At 40.7% G+C, this 19,819-nt stretch carries 18 protein-coding genes and 2 pseudogenes; 19 read left to right on the top strand and 1 reads right to left on the bottom strand.

All coding sequences use genetic code 11. From position 1 onward, the window contains the following. Window positions 1-45: 45 nt before the first annotated feature. The 4 genes from ACFQ88_RS06455 (at window position 46) to ACFQ88_RS06440 (ending at window position 5,049) form a co-directional block, all read left to right on the top strand. Window positions 46-807, top strand: coding sequence for an alpha/beta fold hydrolase (locus tag ACFQ88_RS06455; RefSeq protein ID WP_379453055.1), 762 nt, complete (start codon window positions 46-48; stop codon window positions 805-807). A gap of 235 nt (window positions 808-1,042) precedes the next feature. Continuing rightward, complete coding sequence (locus ACFQ88_RS06450) at window positions 1,043-1,612, top strand: dihydrofolate reductase family protein (protein ID WP_379453053.1); 570 nt, start codon at window positions 1,043-1,045, stop codon at window positions 1,610-1,612. A gap of 320 nt (window positions 1,613-1,932) precedes the next feature. Then, on the top strand, window positions 1,933-3,564 hold the full coding sequence (locus tag ACFQ88_RS06445) for a catalase (protein WP_379453051.1): 1,632 nt from the start codon (window positions 1,933-1,935) through the stop codon (window positions 3,562-3,564). Between the two features lie 465 nt (window positions 3,565-4,029). After that, complete coding sequence (locus tag ACFQ88_RS06440; protein WP_379453049.1) at window positions 4,030-5,049, top strand: hypothetical protein; 1,020 nt, start codon at window positions 4,030-4,032, stop codon at window positions 5,047-5,049. Between the two features lie 76 nt (window positions 5,050-5,125). Here the strand turns inward: ACFQ88_RS06440 and ACFQ88_RS06435 are convergent, their stop codons facing one another. Then, on the bottom strand, window positions 5,126-5,845 hold the full coding sequence (locus ACFQ88_RS06435) for a MerR family transcriptional regulator (protein ID WP_379453047.1): 720 nt from the start codon (window positions 5,843-5,845) through the stop codon (window positions 5,126-5,128). 154 nt (window positions 5,846-5,999) lie between these two features. Here ACFQ88_RS06435 and ACFQ88_RS06430 point away from each other — a divergent pair, with 154 nt between their 5' ends. The 15 genes and pseudogenes from ACFQ88_RS06430 to ACFQ88_RS06360 all read left to right on the top strand — a co-directional run bounded on the left by ACFQ88_RS06430 (window position 6,000) and on the right by ACFQ88_RS06360 (window position 19,728). After that, window positions 6,000-6,488: a DUF6022 family protein gene (locus ACFQ88_RS06430; RefSeq protein ID WP_379453045.1), complete on the top strand. Its 489-nt coding sequence runs from the start codon at window positions 6,000-6,002 to the stop codon at window positions 6,486-6,488. 223 nt (window positions 6,489-6,711) lie between these two features. Further along, window positions 6,712-7,305: pseudogene (locus ACFQ88_RS06425) on the top strand (FAD dependent oxidoreductase); the annotation flags it as partial. 40 nt (window positions 7,306-7,345) lie between these two features. Further along, the gene (locus ACFQ88_RS06420) at window positions 7,346-8,155 is read left to right on the top strand and encodes a hypothetical protein (RefSeq protein ID WP_379453043.1); all 810 of its coding nucleotides are present in this window, start codon (window positions 7,346-7,348) and stop codon (window positions 8,153-8,155) included. Further along, window positions 8,149-8,643: a stalk domain-containing protein gene (locus tag ACFQ88_RS06415; protein ID WP_379453041.1), complete on the top strand. Its 495-nt coding sequence runs from the start codon at window positions 8,149-8,151 to the stop codon at window positions 8,641-8,643. The genes ACFQ88_RS06420 and ACFQ88_RS06415 overlap by 7 nt, the downstream gene beginning before the upstream one ends. A 52-nt stretch (window positions 8,644-8,695) precedes the next feature. Continuing rightward, entirely contained in the window at window positions 8,696-9,223 is a 528-nt protein-coding gene (locus ACFQ88_RS06410; RefSeq protein ID WP_379453039.1) for a P-loop nucleotide/nucleoside kinase family protein, read from the top strand. A 403-nt stretch (window positions 9,224-9,626) separates the two neighbouring features. Continuing rightward, window positions 9,627-10,055, top strand: coding sequence for an SRPBCC family protein (locus tag ACFQ88_RS06405; RefSeq protein WP_379453037.1), 429 nt, complete (start codon window positions 9,627-9,629; stop codon window positions 10,053-10,055). 562 nt (window positions 10,056-10,617) lie between these two features. Next, window positions 10,618-10,983 carry an MmcQ/YjbR family DNA-binding protein gene (locus ACFQ88_RS06400; protein WP_239624665.1) on the top strand — a complete coding sequence of 122 codons (366 nt, stop codon included), beginning with the start codon at window positions 10,618-10,620 and terminating at the stop codon, window positions 10,981-10,983. A gap of 286 nt (window positions 10,984-11,269) precedes the next feature. Continuing rightward, window positions 11,270-11,635: pseudogene (locus tag ACFQ88_RS06395) on the top strand (SMI1/KNR4 family protein). Between the two features lie 553 nt (window positions 11,636-12,188). Further along, on the top strand, window positions 12,189-13,082 hold the full coding sequence (locus tag ACFQ88_RS06390; protein WP_379453034.1) for a GNAT family N-acetyltransferase: 894 nt from the start codon (window positions 12,189-12,191) through the stop codon (window positions 13,080-13,082). Between the two features lie 277 nt (window positions 13,083-13,359). Then, complete coding sequence (locus ACFQ88_RS06385) at window positions 13,360-13,764, top strand: NUDIX hydrolase (protein ID WP_379453032.1); 405 nt, start codon at window positions 13,360-13,362, stop codon at window positions 13,762-13,764. Window positions 13,765-14,485: 721 nt separating this feature from the next. Next, complete coding sequence (locus ACFQ88_RS06380; protein WP_379453030.1) at window positions 14,486-15,130, top strand: cadmium resistance transporter; 645 nt, start codon at window positions 14,486-14,488, stop codon at window positions 15,128-15,130. 163 nt (window positions 15,131-15,293) lie between these two features. Further along, window positions 15,294-15,689 carry an NUDIX domain-containing protein gene (locus ACFQ88_RS06375; RefSeq protein WP_379453028.1) on the top strand — a complete coding sequence of 132 codons (396 nt, stop codon included), beginning with the start codon at window positions 15,294-15,296 and terminating at the stop codon, window positions 15,687-15,689. 707 nt (window positions 15,690-16,396) lie between these two features. Next, entirely contained in the window at window positions 16,397-16,720 is a 324-nt protein-coding gene (locus ACFQ88_RS06370) for a hypothetical protein (RefSeq protein ID WP_379453026.1), read from the top strand. A 215-nt stretch (window positions 16,721-16,935) separates the two neighbouring features. Further along, window positions 16,936-17,739, top strand: a complete 804-nt coding sequence (locus ACFQ88_RS06365; RefSeq protein WP_379453605.1) for a class I SAM-dependent methyltransferase — start codon at window positions 16,936-16,938, stop codon at window positions 17,737-17,739. A gap of 1,395 nt (window positions 17,740-19,134) precedes the next feature. Continuing rightward, window positions 19,135-19,728, top strand: coding sequence for a hypothetical protein (locus tag ACFQ88_RS06360; RefSeq protein WP_379453024.1), 594 nt, complete (start codon window positions 19,135-19,137; stop codon window positions 19,726-19,728). Window positions 19,729-19,819: the final 91 nt, after the last annotated feature.

Here is a 19,819-nt window from a genome sequence, read left to right as displayed (position 1 = left end):
TTTGAATAATACAGAGACGCTTCAGGACACAGAGGAGGCTTGAACATGAGCGATGGAAAAAGCGGTTATAAGAAGGTAAATGGACTCAATATGTACTTTGAAATCCACGGGAGCGGTAAACCGCTACTTTTGCTCCATGGCCAGTTTGCGACTGCCAGCATGTTCTATCCAATATTGCCAGAGTTAACTCATCATCGTCAGGTAGTTTTGATTGAACAGCAAGGACATGGCCACACTGCTGACATTGACCGTCCTTTAAGTTTTGCGCAAATGGGCCAAGATACCGCTGAATTATTGAGACAATTAGGAATCACTGGAGCGGATGTATTCGGATACAGTGGCGGCGGAACAGTCGCATTGCAACTAGCAAAATCGAATCCTCAACTTATACGTAAACTGGCGCTAGCGTCAACTGTTTATAGTATGGATGGCTATTTTCCCTATATTGTTGAAGGCCTTAAACATGCTTCAGCCGAAGCTTTTCCATCTCAGATGAAGCAAGAATACGAGCGTGTAGCCCCGCATCCTGAAAACTGGCCCAAGCTTATTGCCAAAGGCGCACAGATGGCTAATAAGTCGAATAAAGAGGATTTTCTGGAACCGGCGCAGCTTCAGCAAATTACTCTGCCCGTCCTGCTCATCATCGGAGACAATGATATTATTCGCCCAGAGTACGCCCATGAAATGGCAAAGTTGCTTCGAACCAAACCAGTAGTAGTGACTGGAGATCATGCTTCTTATATTACTAATCAACCTCAATCTTTACTCGATCATCTGATTAAATTTTTCGAGTTTCCCGTTAACTAGTAATTCCATTTAGATTATGAATGTACACAGATATTCCAAATGCTAAGCCTACAAAGGATTAAACAACGGGTACGATAGTTTTGCGCAACATTGTTGTCTTCAAAAAAATTCAGATTTCCATTTGAACCTTACGTAACGTAATGATTTATAATGAACGCATAACAGCAGGATGAAACGTGAGCCAACGGCCAAAAAAATTGAACAAAATAAATTCGAAATCGGAGGAGAAACGGACATGAGAAAACTCGTATTGTTCATGCATGTGTCGCTGGACGGGTATGCGTCGGATTCGAACGGAGGACTCGATTGGATTCCGTACAACGAGGAATTAGAGAAATACGCCGAGGAGATCGTAGCCGAAGTCGGAGCTCCCGTTTACGGACGCACGACGTATCGCATGATGGAGAGCTACTGGCCTACGGTGCTGGACAATCCGAATGCGTCGAGGCACAGTATGGAGCATGCCAAATGGCTGCAGGATGTTAAGAAGATCGTCATTTCCGGCACGATGGACAAGGTGGAATGGAACAATACGATGCTGATCAAGGACAATATCGCAGAGGAAATCAAGGTACTCAAGGAGCAGCCCGGCAAAAATCTCGTTATCTTCGGCAGCCCGGGAGCGGCGAAGACGCTGCTTAAGCTCGGCCTGATCGACGAATTCCTGCTTACAATTTGTCCGGTCGTCCTAGGCGGCGGAAAATCGGTATTCGACGGCGGCGGCGAGAAAATCAGGCTCAAGCTGCTGTCCAGCCGAACGCTCAAGTCGGGCATTATCGCGGCCCGCTACGAGTTGGAGAAATAGCCGTACAAGATGTTCCGCTAACGTGTGCGATAGCTTAATTAAAAAACGCGGCTGCCAGCATGGATCGGCAGCCGCGTTAACTTAATAGGCAGCTTGGCATTTTTGAAAGGAAGCATACTGTTACGGTTGTAATGACCTGGGGAAATACTTCCCTCCGCAATGAGACGTTTGATTAGTTTCAACGTTTCGGCTCGTTATCCTATCCTGAAATCAAGCATGTGTCGGAGTTCTGGATTACGCCGCGGTCGGGGTTATATCATTCAGCATAAAATTTCCAAACCAGGGTAGTCTAAATAAGAAAAACTGGAGGAGGTAATTTTATGACTGAGAAGACTCAGAAAGACGTACATCGCGAAACATTGACGACTCGCCAGGGCCATCCTGTAACGGATAATCAGAATATCAGGACCGTCGGTAATCGGGGTCCAGCCACACTGGAGAATTATCATTTTGTTGAAAAAATTTCTCATTTCGATCGGGAAGAAATACCGGAGCGGGTGGTCCATGCTCGTGGGACGGGGGCATTTGGATATTTTGAAACATATGGGAAGGTCGGGAACGAGCCAGTAGAGAAATATACACGGGCGAAAGTCTTCTCCGGGGCCGGAAAGCGAACGCCGTTAATGGTCAGGTTCTCTACGGTAGCAGGGGCGAAGGATTCGCCGGAGACTGCAAGAGATCCGCGCGGCTTTGCTGTAAAAATGTATACGGAGGACGGTAACTGGGATCTGGTAGGAAACAATTTGAAAATTTTCTTCATTCGCGATGCGATGAAATTCCCAGATATGATCCATGCATTTAAGGCGGATCCAGCTTCGAACGTATCCAATCCTCAGAGGATGTTTGACTTCGTTTCCCGTACACCTGAGGCTACGCATATGATTACATTCTTGTTCTCCCCCTGGGGGATTCCCGCAACATACCGCCATATGCAGGGGTCTGGCGTAAACACCTATAAGTGGGTAAATGACAAAGGCGATGCGGTGTTGGTAAAGTATCACTGGGAACCGAAGCAAGGGATCCGCAATTTAATCCAAGAAGAGGCTGACACCATACAGGCGACAAACGTTGGTCATGCGACACAAGATTTATATGAGGCCATTGAGCGAGGAGATCTTCCGGAATGGGAACTTTTTGTGCAAATCATGGAGGACGATTACCATCCGGAACTCGATTTTGATCCGCTTGATGATACGAAACTTTGGCCGGAAGATAAGTTTCCATGGCTGCCGGTGGGTCGAATGGTTCTTGATCGCAATCCGGTGGATTTCCATGCGGAAATTGAGCAGGCCGCTTTCGGTACAGGAGTTCTTGTTGATGGAATGGACTTCTCCGATGATAAAATGCTACAAGGCCGTACCTTCTCTTACTCTGATACGCAGCGCTATCGTGTTGGGGCCAACTATTTAAAATTGCCTGTGAATGCGCCGAAAGTGCCAGTTCGTTCGAACCAGCATAGAGGACAAATGGATTTCCGTGACCCGAGGGAGTCTGGAGAAAATCCGCATATTAACTATGAACCGTCCATGATCGGCGGCTTTGAGGAAGCAAGTAAAGAAGATCGTCCCCCGCACAGACCTTCTTATAATGCGGCGGTGATGAGTGCACCTATCGATCGTCCGAACAACTACGGTCAAGCGGGCGAGACGTACCGTAAACTTGAGGATTGGGAACGCGAGGAATTGATCAAAAATCTGTCCAAAGCGCTTGCGGTATGTGAAAAACGTATTCAAGATGCCATGATCGAACACTTCACGCAAGCGGATGAAGACTACGGTCGACGTGTGAAGGAAGGCATCGAAAAGAAAATGAAAGAAGCCGAACAAATGAAAACGGAATACAAAGTTCCAGGCCGTGATGCGGGTATTTCAAAATATGGCCAAGGTTCGTTAGATGCGAATCAAGCGGTAAAAGACGCGGTGAAAAAAAGCCACGCAGCAGATCCTTATTAATATCAAGTCTATGATAGCGAAAGAAGGTTACCCTATTGACTCGTAAGGAGCATCAACAGGTAACCTTCTTTTTCACTGTTTGAAGGGTTACGGAGAACCTAATCACAATTACTTGGCTTTCTATTTAGCAATATTGTCCGTTTAGTCCATAAATCGAGGATATTAAATTTGAAATCAATAAATGGTTAAAAGCTCCTTAGAATATTAAAAAGTAGCCACGATTCCCGCTTCTTGTAAATCTACCGTATTGGAACAACTTGGTGGACGGACGTATGCGATTTCAGTGTTTTGAAAGACTACCGGTAACCGGTAGTGGGGAGCTTGCCACGCTGCAGCTCCTTTTCGTTCATTAAAGTAACGAGAAGGATAATACAGTATTTAGTAGAATTATTTAGAATATTCAATGTTTTTAATATCGGTAGCAGCGAAGATTAATCAATTTAATATCACGAGAGGATTGAAATAATGAAAAAAGTGTTACCGAACACAAAAGTGCTTTGTGAGGGTAAGCATGGTCAAAATTACTGGTTCCACGGCTGTATGGAATATTTGATGGATTGCCTTGGTGAAAGTAAAGAATATAATTATTGGTTTTTCTCTGGGATTACGGGTGACAGTTTTGCTCAGCTGTATAGTAAAAATATCTATACCACTGCTTGGTATTATACGTACAATCTATTTAGCTATGATATCGTCAAAAAAGCTTTTGATGCCTGCGGTTATGATTTTGAATATATTAGCGGCATAACAAACGAAAACCGCCTTACCTACATCCCGCGAATAAAAAAGTACATCGACAAAAACATACCGGTTATTGCGCGAGGCGGAAAAGACACGTGGGAGTTTTGCAATATCTGCGGTTATGATGACAACGATCTATACTTTCTTATATGTGATTGTGCTGAACCTAAAAGCTATTCGAATGAATTTTGTGAGTTGATTTTCGTTGGGAATAAAAAAGAACAGCCAGCATTGGCCGATGCTTATAGACAAGCGATTTTAAATATACCCTCGTTAATGACAATGCCCGCAACATCCGAGTATTCTTTTGGCAAACAGGCCTTTTTGGACTGGGCTGACAGTTTTCAGACCGGAATATTTGACTACGTTCCCTCCGAAAAAATCAATGTTTGGAACGTTCACGGAACCTATCTTTGTATTTCAGGGACAAACGGTTGTTCAAGGGGATTTTTAAACAAAGCATTAGAATTAAACCCTGATATGATCTTTATTAATAAGCTTGAGCCGCTTTATGCAAAACAATTTGATGTTTTTGAAGTGCTAGCCTATCGCGATCAGAATGGAAATAACGATTACCAGAATGGTGGAATGCAGAACGGATTCAAGATTAAGCCCGAAGTCATCTCAAATATAGAACTTATGAAGCCAATCAGTGATAAGATTATGGAGTCGGTTAAATATTGTGACGAAATACTTAAGATATTTTCCGAGTGTTTTCATAGGAAGATCCATCCGAATGGATAGTTCAGGACAGGGGACAGAAGACCGATGCGGTCCTGATCCCTGTTCCATATTAAACATGGCAGCACTGGAGGAGCAATCAAAGATGGGCCTCTGGTGTATCCGAAGGGCCTAATGGTTGAATCATGCGATATAGATAGTAGAGACCTTGCATCTGCAGTCTGATCGATTTGTGCAGGTAAGTTTTGATACTTACAGCAAGCTTCATCGTATGCTCGATGTTCTGTAATTCTAAACTTGCAATCGATTGTTTTAGGTTCACGGTCTCCTCGGAATAAACAGAGCTTTGCAGAATCTGAATCATCCTTATTCTAAAGAGATGCGCTTCATTATAAAGACGGTATTCGTTATCAGGGTCTCGCTCAGTTGTGATCAGTCCTATTTTCTCCCAATAACGAATTGCCGATTTAGGAGCTCCCGTCCGTCTGGAAACCTCGTGGATGCTGAAGCGTTGGTTAAAGTCTTGACTGCCTTCAGCGTAGGACTTCAACTCCCCTATCAGTTGATCTATACTCACTTTATCCCGATGCAGCATAACCTCGCGATCTCGGACGATCCACAAGGCGTCATCCAACTCATTTCGCCTAATACAATGCAGTACCTCGCTCGTCACTTCCATCCCAAATGCGGGGGTCATGGCTTGAATACATGCCAGATACGCATCGTGCCGCTGCGTATATATGCGGTATCCATTTGAGGAGCGAGCCGCAGGAGGAATTAGCCCTTTCGCTTCATAGTTCCGTAAGGTGTTAGCGCTCAATTTATATTTATCTGCCAGTTTTTTTGGCCCATAGTACATGCTATCCCACCTTAGTGAATTATGCGTAAACATTAAAACCATTGTAAGGTTATTCTGGACAGTTTATAAATTCCCTTCAAGAACTATCCCGAAAGCTTCCAATTGGCTTGCATGTTGTATGATGGAGTTAATCCAAACTCAAGGAGGAATAAGTATGACAGCAAAACCAGGATTCCGTTACGACATGACCATTGAGGACATTGGCGAGGCAGGCAATCAGTATATTGAGTTGGTATGGAAATCATTATACGATTCGATGCATGATCAGTTAACGATCGCTTTTCGTGAAATCGAGGATGCTGCCTATGGGCTGTATCTGGACCAGTTGATGCCAACGCTATTTGATAGCCTTGAGGAGTCTGGATTCGAAGCAGCGGAGCCCCTCAAGGAGGACGATTTCGTCATCGGGAAATGTTTGCTATTCCGAAACTCGCTTGAGAAATGGGGAACCGAGGAAAAGAGGTTCAGGATTTTCTGGAATGTTATACGTCGTAAAAATAGTCAGCAACCCATTGGAACCTTGTTGACAGAAATCCCTCATTCTCATCTGAAGTTCGACATTCCTGTGGCACCTGTGCTCTATTCGTTGAGAGAGTGGGAGAGGGAACAGATCGCTCAAGGGATTCGACGGATCAAGGAATAAGAATAACGTGAAGGAGAGATTGCCAATGTTAGGTCCAAATCCTGAGCCAACTGGAAATTGCAGTTGGCTCTTTTCGTTCAATAAACCGAGATTTGATCATATTTTTCTTATATGCTAAACATTATGAAAATTGTCAATTTTCAAATAAATTTGACGCTACGTTAATATCAGATTAACTTGTCCATAACAAAGTGAGCATAATATGGTCCTTGTGACACAAAACATCCAAGGCGATGCGTTTTGTAACTTTGACCCGATCCATGGACAAGGGATGACCGTAGCTGCGATTGAAGCTGAAATATTAGACATTTGTTTGAGCGAACAACGTCATACCTCGCAACCAAACTTTGAACACAAAGTACTGCAACGCATGCAAGAGGCGATTGAACCGGCATGGTGGTTGAGTTCGGTTGCAGATTTACGTTGGAACGGAGTCACACATGTGGGAGCTGAGCCATTAAAAGGTATGTCATTTGCGCAAAAATATTTCGATTTGTATGTCAAACAGGCCGTGAAAATGGCAAACGAGGACAAAAATCCTTCTCTATTCATACGATATTTTATGATGAACGCATTAGTCCTTTCGCCTCGTGAAATCATCAATCCACATATGCTGAACATGCTATTGACAGGGGATGGATCTCTAGAGGAGAAGCAATTGTTAGCTGAACTAGGGAATGTAAATGAGCAACAAATACAAAAGAAATTAGATGAACTGATACCTTCCTTTTCGTTGGCATTTGATTCGAAGGCACCCATTTCATTCTCTTCCATTTGTCCTTCTAGTATCGAGGCAAGAAATGAAGAAAGAGGATAGAATTAATAGTATAAAACAAATCCATTGAAGTAGGTTGTCGATGCAAATCGGCAACCTTTTTACATTAGCAGGAAGTTCACTCAACAATTCCATGTGTAAATGCGTCGTTACCAATGCAGTTATTTTGGAAATTCTGGTGAATGGTTACATTGTTCAACGAAACTTTTCCCATGATATGGAAGTATATATGGTGGGGGTGAATGATTTGAACAACACTAAACGAATTGTATTGAGTCTGATCCTTGGACTCATAGTCATACTGTTCATGTCAGGAGCGACTTGTTATGCCTGCAGTTGTATGCCGCTAACTTTAGAACAGAAGATTGCGCGTGCGGATCGGATTTTCACAGGTAAGGTGGTGGGCATTTGGCACAATAATCAGTTGAATCAAGCTGCAGTTGAGTTCGAGATTTCGAGTGTTTATAAAGGGGACGTCCCATCGGTTACGCGCGTTATTTCCAATACTATTAGTTCGATGTGTGGCATCTCTTTTCAGTTTGGCAACACCTATCTTGTATTTAAAAGTTCCGATGGGACGACTTCGTTATGTTCAGGTACTGGAGCCTTAGATGAGAAAAAGCCGTTGGACGAAAGCTTGGGCAATCCACTAAAAATGTATGAGCAGGTCTCCTCGAGGGCGGTTAAAGACGTCAAATTGCGCTATTATGATGAAATAATAGGTGCTGTCCATATCGATTCGAGAAGTAGGGCGCTCATACCTCTTCAGGATAGCTTGTTAATGGAAATGAGAATTGAGCGATTAAGTCCTCAGGAAGACCGAGAGCAAATTCGTTTAACCAAAATGAATAAAAGGCAAGCATCTTTACAGGAAGTAACATCCTCTTGTTGAACCATGGTCCGATCTATATGGACACGATAACCTTTCGGGATAGCGGTACGGTTTATGCTCCGCTTCGTGACCTTTTGGAGGCACTGGATTTTAGCGTGATCTGGGATGAACAGGATCGATCTATAACACTTAAAGACAACAATGCGGTTTTCAGCACGATAGGTAAAAAAGAAAACTATCGCAAGCTGGAAGCATTTCAGAAACATGTGAGTAATCAGGTGCCCGATACCATGCGTATAATTCGTTATTCTATAGATTCTGGCCCCATCTATATCGACCTGGACTATCGGAGAGATAGTGACAGCATCTGGATGCAATTTGATCCTTCTCGGGACCGAATGACTGCCGAGAAAGCCTATAAGGTCTCCTGTAAATCCATGATATGGGAGGAGGACCCATGGGGAGGAAAAGTGCTTTATCTAGACAAATGTAGTGATGGCCAAAAGCGATACTTACTCAGTATTCATCCTAATTTATATGTCAATTGAAAAACCCTGTCTAAGTAATTATGAGACATAAAGCTTGTTAAGGAGGAATCAAATGAATATCTATGTTATCTCTGGCCCACTTGGAGTAGGGAAATCGACCGTCTCCAAGTCACTGGCGGATGGGATGAACCAGTGCGCATTGATTGAGGGTGATCTCCTTCTCCATGTATACCGCGGGGAAAACGAACCGCCCTGGGAAGAACGACTCCGACTGGCTTGGCTTAATATAACTGCAGTAACCCGAAATTTTCTACGCCACGAACTTAATGTGATTATCGATTTCGTCGTTGAAGATGAGCTGCAATGGCTCTATGACCAACTGACGGATCTTGACGCGACTATCCACTACGTTGTCCTGCATGCTGAACCGGAGACACTCGCCGCTCGCCTCAACCAGCGAGGAGATGCTCAATACATCCAACGTTCGCTCTTCCTTCGGAACAAGTTAATGACATCACCGACTAATAAACCATTCCTGCTGGACGCCAACTGCAAGCGTCCAGAGGAGCTCGCTGAGGAGATAGTAAAGGATGCCAAATTTCGGATAACTCTAAGTCAGAAATTATCTTATGACAATTGAAGTAACTGGATATGATGGCTATAAGACATAGATTGGAAGCCGCGTTAAGCTAACGGGGACATTATTTAGTGCTATGGAAATGGAATGTGCACCAAGGTCATTGGGGTCAGACTAACGGTAGGATTCGCGACACATAGTTGATCGACCTTCCTCACCAGCCGTAAGAATAGTATAAAATATTTTCATCATTTGGTGGTGCTCCGGCAGGGGCATGGATAGCTAACGGGTACTGATAATGTGGAGCTGCCGCATAGTAGCTCCACTTTTTTTCTCATTGAAGTAACGGGCAGGATACAAATAAAAGCAATAACTGCAACATAGCAATCCAGAAGAAACTACTATATTCATCATATGTTATCGTAAACATCAAACATAAATTATTGCAGTTAGAAAGGAGTTAAGCATGGCAAATATCGAGCACTTACAAACCGTACATGTCCCAGCGTCGAAGGTGTATGAAACTTTAACCACCGCTGAGGGACTGTCGGAAGTATGGACAAATGAACTCATAATTAATAATCAGATTGGCTTTATTAATGAATTTCGATTCGGCAGCAATGACATAACTAAGATGAGAATAGAGGAATTGATCACTAATAAAAAAGTTGTTTGGCAATGTATAGATTCAGATCCAGAATGGATTGGTACGATTATTTCCTTTGATATTGAAGAGAAGAAAGGGAAGTCTTTTATTACTTTGCGTCATTCGAATTGGAAAGAAGTAACGCCATTTTATCGCTCCTGTAACTACAACTGGGCTATTTTCCTTTATAGTCTCAAATCCTACTGTGAAGATGGCGATGGTATCCCCTATCATAAACGTAAGTTTTAATAAATTGAGTTATATTGCTCATTTCGCTAAAGGTGAACGTTAGTTCAACCGATAAATGGGGCAGTTTGCCGATGGTAGCTGCTCCATTTTCATTAAGCTAAAGGCAGAATGGCTTGACTTGATGTAGAAAGTGTAAGTATATGGAACTTTTTGATTTTGGAAGGAGACGTGAGATCAAACAACCCGCAATCAGCCATATTCAAGTTCCGGTAAGATTTGGAACTAGCAGCCCGATGGTACTCCGACGTTTCTACTGCCGTCTGGAAGGGAATTTCGGTGTATTTGTTCAGGAACAACGTTAACCTGTTTCCATGGAAGACGGAAGATAAGACGACTTTAGCTATCACGATTGAAGGATTAGGCTAACGGGTACGATAGCTTAAGAAACAACTATGACGCGGCTGCCGGCATCGATCGACTGCCGCGTTACGCTAACGGGCAGGATAGTTCAATCATTTCGCGAATACATTTGGAAATGACATATTTACGCAGTTCGTAATTAATATTTTATTTTAAACCTCAACAAGAATGAATAAAACCAAGAAGTTCGGAGGGAATCATTTTGATTACGGTCCCTGAGATTCGAAAATTTATCTTTTCTCTACCTGAGTCAATTGAAATTGAGCATTGGGGGAAGCCTTCTTTTCGGATTAATAATAAGATTTTTGCTGTACTACAAGAAGATGGGGTAACTCTAACAATAAAAACTTCACATGAAGACAGAAATATATATACACAAATGGATCCTAAAATATATAGAGTTCCAGAATCATTTTCGAGCTTGAATTACATGCATATGAACATAGAACTGGTAGAAAAGTTAGAAGCTCAGATGTTGATCTATAAAGCATGGAGTATCGTGGCACCGAAGAAATTAGTAAAGACATTTGATGGCGGGAAATTCGAAGATGGCCGAGGCATCACATAACACCGTATTCACGCTTCAGGACATTCGGCACTCGGTCCGGCCGGGTTAGAAGAGGAATCGGAGAGACATTTCGTGATAAAGCCTAACGGGTACGATAGTTTAATTAGTTTAAATACAACTAAGACGCGGCTACCGGCATAGATCGGCAGCCGCGTTACGCTAACGGGCAGGTTAACGTAACCATCACCTAGATTTAGATGGTTATAAATCTACTTTCGAATAATTTGGCACTAATTAAAATTTATCACTAACTTTTCTAATTAGATGGATCAAAACAAAATTGAGGGTGATCAATCTGAGTCAGCAATATGTGGAGAGATTAATCTCGAATTTCGGGAATTTAGGTTTCTTTATCGGAGAAACGATTAGTGAGCAGATTTTAGAAATAGATAAGGCCTTAAAAACAAAACTTCCGGATAGTTACAGGTGGTTCGTTAGGAATTATGGCTATGGTGGAATTTCGGGTCGTTGAGCACGTGGGTTACCAGAACACCTTGTAGTAATAGAAAATTGCGATGAGTATGTAACTTGCTTAGATCTAACAACAATAAATAATGGTGATTGTAAAGTTGTGTCGTGGTCAAATCATGATAAAGATGGGATTCTACCTCAGACATCATCCTTTTATGATTACCTGTTATGCATTCTATAGTGAAGACGATATGGATGATGACGAGTTGTATAGTGAATGGTTAAGAATATTTAATGAAAGAAAGTGATCTTAGCTAATGCGAAACTTCAACTAAATTGTGGATGTTGATTAAGCTAACGTGTACATTAGTGCACTGACTAGGAAGCAGACCGCCGCGGCAGCTGTTTCCTTTTTCGTTGGCTGGTATACTGAAACATTGCCACTGGCTGTTCCATTACCTTCAGAATCACACGAAGTACACACTACTTTTTTTAATGGAGTGCGGATCGATGTATTACTGTCTACGATGTGAGAAGGTTCTTTCAATTACTAATCGAAAGGGTGAATTTATCTATTCATCCGGATTTAGCTATGTAATGGAATATTTAAGCTTAATTGCTGTCATTGTAAAATCCTCAGTCAACCTCAGCCAACGGGTACGAAATAGCGTAGAAAAACATCTTGAGGACGCTGCGGATGATATTCGGGCGGCCTCATTAGCTATCAGGCAGGAACGAGATGAAAGCATGGAGTACGAAGGGATTGCTGATCTCAAGCAGAGGAGAGTAAGCCAATGGAAAATATTACAATAGATGCGTACAAACCCGAAAGGGATAAAGCCGCTATTAGAATAATGTTATCTGGAGATGAATACTTTGGTGAGACGTTTCAAGAGAACGAAGCAAATTTTCAAGATGGTATATTTGTTGCTCGTTACAACGACTTAACAATTGGCTTTCTTTCCTTAAATAATTATAAGCGAGGGCGAGGAGCCGGAACAACAATATTTGTCAGCGAGGAATACAGAAGAGTGGGTATTGGTACCAAACTTATTAATAAGGCGGATAAATTGCTTTCCCAATACGATGCAGTAGAACGTTCGATAGGTGCATGTATAGATGGCGATCGTTTCTCTTTGCAATTTTTATATAAGAATGGTTATTATATAAGTCATTCTATGTACTTCATGGAACGTAAAGGGGGACCTCTCACAGAGAGTATTTTTTTAATTAGGCACTATGAAGATGATGATTATCTGACATGGCATAGTATTAGCCAAATGGCTTTTTACAAAATGCGTGAACACGTAGGTATTCTTCCTTCATTTTATTATACTTCTTCAGAAAGTGAACGGAAGAGTTTTTTAGAAAACAAAAACAACAGATTCGTGATGCTTGTAGACGGTGAAATCGTGGCAGTCGGAGTTATTGCCGGCAATGAGGTGCAGCTTGTTGCTGTTCGGATTGATCTTCAATCGCGAGGATATGGAAGAGCTTTTGTATCTTTTCTTGTAAATGAAATTATACGTCGCGGCGAAAAAGTCGTAAAGCTCGGGGTTGTCAAAGGCAATCCTGCGAAAAAATTATATGATCATCTTGGTTTCAATGAAAAGTCACTCTATCATATTATGAATAGATACTACAAACCAGAAAGTCGAATGAGCAGACCGCCGAACGAGAACATGTGATGACTAGCATACATGCTAATTAATGCTCAATGAGAGATCTGAATGATATTCGCAAGTGAGATAAGATAGTTATTTTTATTAAGCTAACGGGTACGATAGCTTAATAAATAACCTTGCTACGAGCGTTATGTTCATTAAATGAGGTTTCTCTCATTTAGTTATCAGTCGTTTGTAATAGCACTAATATTCCATTTATGGAATTATATCTTATATGGAGACATTTCTTAAATAGTAGCGATGATTGCACTCATCTTAAGAAAACAGGGGGAGGATATGTTTGGCCTTTAATGACACTTTTAGATTCGGCGCTCATGCAATTATATTTAATTCTAAAAGTCAGGTACTATTACTAAAGAAGACATATGGGGATATGGGATGGAGTTTACCCGGTGGTAGTGTTGATCCTGGCGAAACCATTCATCACGCATTAATTCGTGAATGTCATGAAGAACTTGGAATAGAAGTTCAAGACATAGTATTAACGGGATTTTATTATCATAGTAAAATCAATGCACAGGTTGGTATATTCCGTTGCTCCATTCCAGTAGAAGAGGAAATAAAACTTAGTTCTGAACATTCGGAATACAAATGGATGTATTTATCGGAATTAAGCGAGGTTCACAGAATTAGGGCATTAGATGCACTAGAGTTTCAAGGGCAAGTAGCAAGTCGTGTTTTTTAATATTCTAAAATTTACAATGGGTGGAAAGGTAATGAAGCCATTTGCTTTTAGAAGAGGAGGTTCCCAAATTATTGAGGGTAGGCTTACTTGTTGTAATGCTCCCTGTATTTGGAATATTAATTAGCTTCTGTTTTAAATACAGAAGACATGGGTATGGTTGGATTCTTAGTCATTTGGTACTTTTCACAATGTGTGCATACTTTTTTACTAGAATACTCGAATCAAGAGCGTTCACTAGCTCTGCATATAATTCGTTGGCATTTGCGACGATAGGGATAATCTGGGCTATAAGCATATCTTTTGATTAAGGATCATCTCGGGATAAGCAAGAGAAGTAGAAGCAATAGTGATTAAGCTAACGGGTACGATAGTTCAATCTGAGCAGGGAGCGGACCGCCGCGGTGTTTCATTAAAGTAACGGGCAGTTTACTTAATCTTGACAGACAGTTTGATAAATGTTATACAACATATAACCGCATAATTAACCTCATAGGACGGGGGCAGTTTTCACCATTTTTGGTGTTAGTAGTCAATCAGTGGTGACACTGATAATCAGTGGTGACGCTGATTCAAACTGGGATTTAGGCCTATGTATGCACTCGCATACATCAGGCCTTTTTTATTTGTATCTTAAAAATATGCGGATTTTATAAGAAGGAGATGATAAAGGATATTGATGAGAAGAGGTGAGTAGAAAACACGAGAAAGGCAGGTAATCGAATTGTTAACAACAATCATTTCATCTGTTGTCGCATTTGCTTCTACGAACGTTGATGATATCTTTATTCTTATGGCATTATTCTCGCAAGTGAGGGCGGCTAAAGTTTCTGGGGGAAGTGGAGAGGCGGCTGTTCTTATAAACACTGGCTTACAGAGCCGGCATATTGTAACTGGTCAATACCTTGGTTTTATTTCATTAGTTGTTTTAAGCATTATTGGTGCACTTAGCTCGTTCTTCATCCCTGTTCCATGGATTGGAATTTTAGGTCTGGTTCCAATTTACATGGGGGTAAAGGGGTTGCTGAACCTTCGGAAGGAAGAAGAGGATGACGACGATGGTAACAAAATATCAGGAACTGGATCAGCATTAAAGGTAGCAGCCATTACATTTGCAAATGGTGGGGATAATATTGCGATATATATACCGATATTTGCAAGTCAGTCAATCGTTAATAATGCAATCACTCTAGTTGTGTTCATTATCATGTTGGCGATATGGTGTTTCCTTGGCTATAAACTTGTTAAGGCGCCAGTAGTAGCAAAAGTCTTGGAGAGATACGGACATGTCGCAGTTCCGATTGTATTAATGGGTCTCGGATTGTTTATTCTTTATCATAGCGGTAGTTTCGATTTATTAGGTTTGTAATTACCAAGATCATTCAACTAACGGGTACGATAGCGAAACAATAAATCCGTAGTTGCCTGCATTAATGGCAGCCGCGTTGTACTAACGGGCAGGATAATAGAATAATCAAATAGAAATCCCTATTAGTGGAGAAATATTGTTTGATCGAAGAGGAGAGTCCGGAATGTCATTAAGACCTAGTGTATGTGCTGCAATTATTATAAAGAACCGTATATTAATGGTTTTTCAAGATCATGGGGATCGTAGTTTCTGGACACTTCCAGGGGGAGGGGTTGAGAATGGAGAATCGCTCGAGGAGGCAGTTCTACGTGAAGTCCGAGAAGAAGTAAAACTGAATGGCCGAGTCGAGCGTCTTTTATTCGAAGCAACCTATGCAAATGGACCTGATTATTGCTTCTTGGTAACAGTTGATCATTATGAAGATGCGCAATTAGGCGAAGATCCTGAATTATTACCTAATGAGCAAGTTCTAAAAGACATCTCATGGTTTACACTTGAAGAAAAGAAAAATGACATTCAGATTAGTGAGGTAATTAAGAGTTTGAACTATACTAATTGAAAGATCGAACTAACAGGTACGATAGTTTAACTGACATATTCGTTATACTTAACAACGTATCCGTATGCCACAGCGATTTGTGATCGTATTACACCTAGAATGTCTGGACATGTTCGCTGTTTCATCATGGCGCGCCTGTGGCAGCCGAACAACTGAAGCTCGTCATCCTATAAAGATTTCTCGGACTAATTAAGTAATTTCATATAATGACTTTTATGACGCATTTACTGAATTTCTTGAAGCAAAGGGATGGGGCTTTGGCGGTGAAATTAAGCAAAGAAGCACCCTGATTGAAAAACCAAAACGTTAATGGGATAAATGCATGATAGATCGGAAGTTATTGAACAAACGGGTACGATAGCTGAATAAACAGCTTACACGGCTGCCAACATATCATTGTATCGGCACCGAATTATAAATCGAATATGCGTGCTAATGATCACAGCCTTCATCTAACACACATCGTGTCATAACATATTAAAGTGACGGTGAAAGCAAGCATTATTCGCTGTTAACTGGTAATGAAAGCGTATACGCCCATAGTTTAGCTCTACCATCAATTCAATTATGAAATGAATTCATATGAAAGCCTGCTTTCCGTTTTCTATTTTCGTCTTCCAAGTAATGATATATATACCTGATATTATCCCTACTATTTGGTGGTGATTACTGTTAGTTTTAAATTCGTATCAGTAATGATATTGTCCTTGATATTAGTTATAGGGTGTAATGAATCAGGAAGTGAGAAAAGCTTTAACTTTGATATCATGGAAATGAGAAGAATAGCATGGAACAGCATATCGGAAACGCAAAAGCAAACGGTGCTTACTTCGGTTGATCTAGCAGAGGTATTAATGTACAGACCGGAAGATAGACAAAATATTGTATGGATAGATGAACCATTCAAAAATAAAAGGGATGAATTTATATCCGTGACTTTTAAAACCAAGGATGACGGAAGACTTGGGCCAATCATTATATTTATCGACCCTAAAACGAAGGAAATTATTGGGCGGCAACTTAGGTTTTAGGCAAAACATGGCTTATAAGAACATTATCTAGCGATTGCTAGAATGAGCGATATTAAGCTAACGGGTAGATTTGCTTAATCTAATAATTCGAAAAAGATGGCATTTACATAAGAACGTACGTACGATATGATGGTTCTGCATATATATCCCATAATATTGTTCAAATTGGATTATTTGGTTATATTCAGTAAATTTTATTTGGGGAGGGCGACGGCATAGACAAGAATTCTGTTTATAGAAGAAATATTATAAGCGGTGGTGAGTTTGACGCCATCTCGGTCGATATGGATAAGAGTGTTGTTCATGAAACAAACAGCTTATTCTGGGATACAAAAGGAAATGATGTATTAGGAGCAATCGTACTTCCGTTCTATGGAGCATTTGTCTCGGAAGAAAAGTGCCAGCTTTTGGGCGATGTCTCGGGAAAAAAGATGCTAGAAATAGGCTGTGGAAGCGGTCAATCCTTGCAATATTTGGGGGAACGCGAAGCATCTGAACTATGGGGGATGGATCTATCGGAAAACCAAATCGAAAAGACAAAGCAGCATTTGACGGCGTGCGGTCTTTCAGCGACATTAATCTGTTCTCCCATGGAAGAAGAATGTGGCATCCCAGAGGATTATTTTGACTTTGTTTATTCGATTTATGCTATAGGCTGGACCACTGACCTTGAGAGTACTTTTCGCCGAATTGCTTCTTACCTAAAAAAAGACGGTGTATTTATATTCAGCTGGTCCCACCCGATACACAAATGTGTTGCTGCAGAATATGATAGGCTTGTTTTTAAAAAATGTTATTTCGATGAATCATGGTATTCGGTATCTCTTGACGGAAGTACGCTAACATTATCGGACCGTAAACTATCAACCTATGTGAATGCGTTGGCAAAAACGGGATTTGTCATTGAGCAAATGATTGAGCAATCAGATGATGAAATTATAAAATCGAGTAACAGTGATTTTGCAAAAAAAGCAATGATGCTTCCTGTAACTTTTGTAATCAAGGCAAGAAAACTATAATATCCGTTAGTTCAATAAACAAGCGGCAGTCTAGGACATTATTTTCATTCAAGACTGCTGCTTGTTTTATATTGAAATCAGTCTAATACTTTTTTTCTTCAATAAACAACAATTACAAGCGGCAGCATGCATTAATCAGTAGCGGCGTTAAGCTAATGGGCAGGATAGTTTAATGCCAGCATAGAAGTTATGTCAGTGTTAATGCGCGAGGAAAATAAAGCTTTAGACTGGACTCGTAGATTTTAGGCTATTTATATACACATAGAACCGTCAGCTTTTTTAATAAATAAGTGTTAGACTATTCTCAGCAATAACTAAAGGCAGTCTGTTGACTTGGAATATAAAGTCGTAGACTGCCTCTTATTATTGAGAAATAACGAGAGTTTGAAGTTCTAGAGAGAATTATCCATAATATACCATTTCTGGCTATCGATCCCTCCTGAAATTCCTATTTCTTTTTGTAACTCTGGATCTCGCCTCTATTTGTAACACGGAGAGGATGATTAGAAGAATAAATGGCACTACAAACACCAACCAGACATAGATGGGTTTGTTGTAATCTTCAAATATGTTCATCAATGTAAAAACAGCCGAAAACAAAATGACGCTTGCAATTAAACTTGAGAAACTTAGGATTGTACCCAGCACTGAGTTCCTCCTATGGGAGTTTTCGAATATCGTATTTACACTGTACGCCATCAATGCAACGGATAGAGTGGGCAGCAGCAGAAAAGCCGTAGGATAAACCTGCCCCAATAAAAGGGGAACGATACAAATTATCCAGCATATTACTAATCGCTTCATTGGATTCTTCATTATTTAACCCCCAAGTAGATCGCAATAACATAATTGTAACAATATTCCATAAATTTGTGTACTATTAAAAGATACTGCTCGTCCCTCGGTTTAGCTTAACGCCTAAGTCGGTCTAATACTTAATTACTCCGGAAGTTAATTGGGTAGGAAAGAGCAACTGGTTATAATTTAAAACCGTGTGATTGCAGAGCGAATTAAATATGAAAGAGAGAAAGGTTGAAGTGGTTCAACTAACGAGTACGATAGGTCAATTCCATCCAGGAGCCCGCCATCATAAGTTTCCGTTCTGGTGATTGTCGGATGACAAGAACTTGATATCATTCCCATCTGGTGACAAGAACCTTATAACATTCCCGACAAAACAACGGATTCTGTAATAGGAACTTCAAGCTTGCACGAATACTTCTGTTAAAGTACTTAAAGAAGCTAAAATTGATTAAGCTACGGGTACGATAGTTTAATCAGCCAGGGACCTGTTAGCCGCGGCAGTTGCGTAACTGGCAGGATACTTCCAATTGGTGGTATTTCTACATTAAAATTTAACTATCATTTTTAGAGTTGAAATAGAGGAGGCAATCCATGAAGAATGAAGCTGAAATTTTGAAGAATCATATTGAGCGTGAGACTAATCCATTGATAATCGCTAATAAGATATCGTATTTTCTATCCGATTGTTTAAGGGATGGTAATATTAGTCTTTACGAAGCATTCATGCTCAATAGCGAAGAAATTAAATTCAGAAGAATGGGCTATACAAGACCAGCGTGGAACGGCATGGTAAGAATAGGGACTTGCCTTGCGATCCTAAATCAGAAACTCATAGCACATATTTTCAAAGAACAAACTGAAATTAATAAACTTAAAGCATGGGGACAAGAAGCATATAACCAAAATACTGAGGTAAGAGCACATTACATATTGGACAGATACGCTCAATATCTTGACGAAACTGATTCACCAGTATACCTGGAAAACTTACTGTCTATTAGGAATAGTTATGATCAGTTAATTCCTGATGCTGGACCATATCACACTGAAATGTTCCCATATCATTTCTTCAGTCCTGAAGAAATACTACTCAAAAAAAACAGTAAGGATGAATATAAGAAGGATCTAGTAGGAGAGATTGAAGACATGATTGTTGAACTTAACCTCAAATCAGGGGAAATATGAAACGAGTAAAGGTGATATTTTCACTAGACACATTGAGCTAACCGGTACGCTAGCTTAATGTCAGTCTAAAACCCTCCATAAGAAGCAAACT

The organism is Paenibacillus sp. NPDC056579, from assembly GCF_042793215.1.
Taxonomy (GTDB): domain Bacteria; phylum Bacillota; class Bacilli; order Paenibacillales; family NBRC-103111; genus Paenibacillus_S.
Note: the sequence above shows the minus strand (reverse complement) of the source record. Positions and strands in the feature narration are given on the sequence as shown.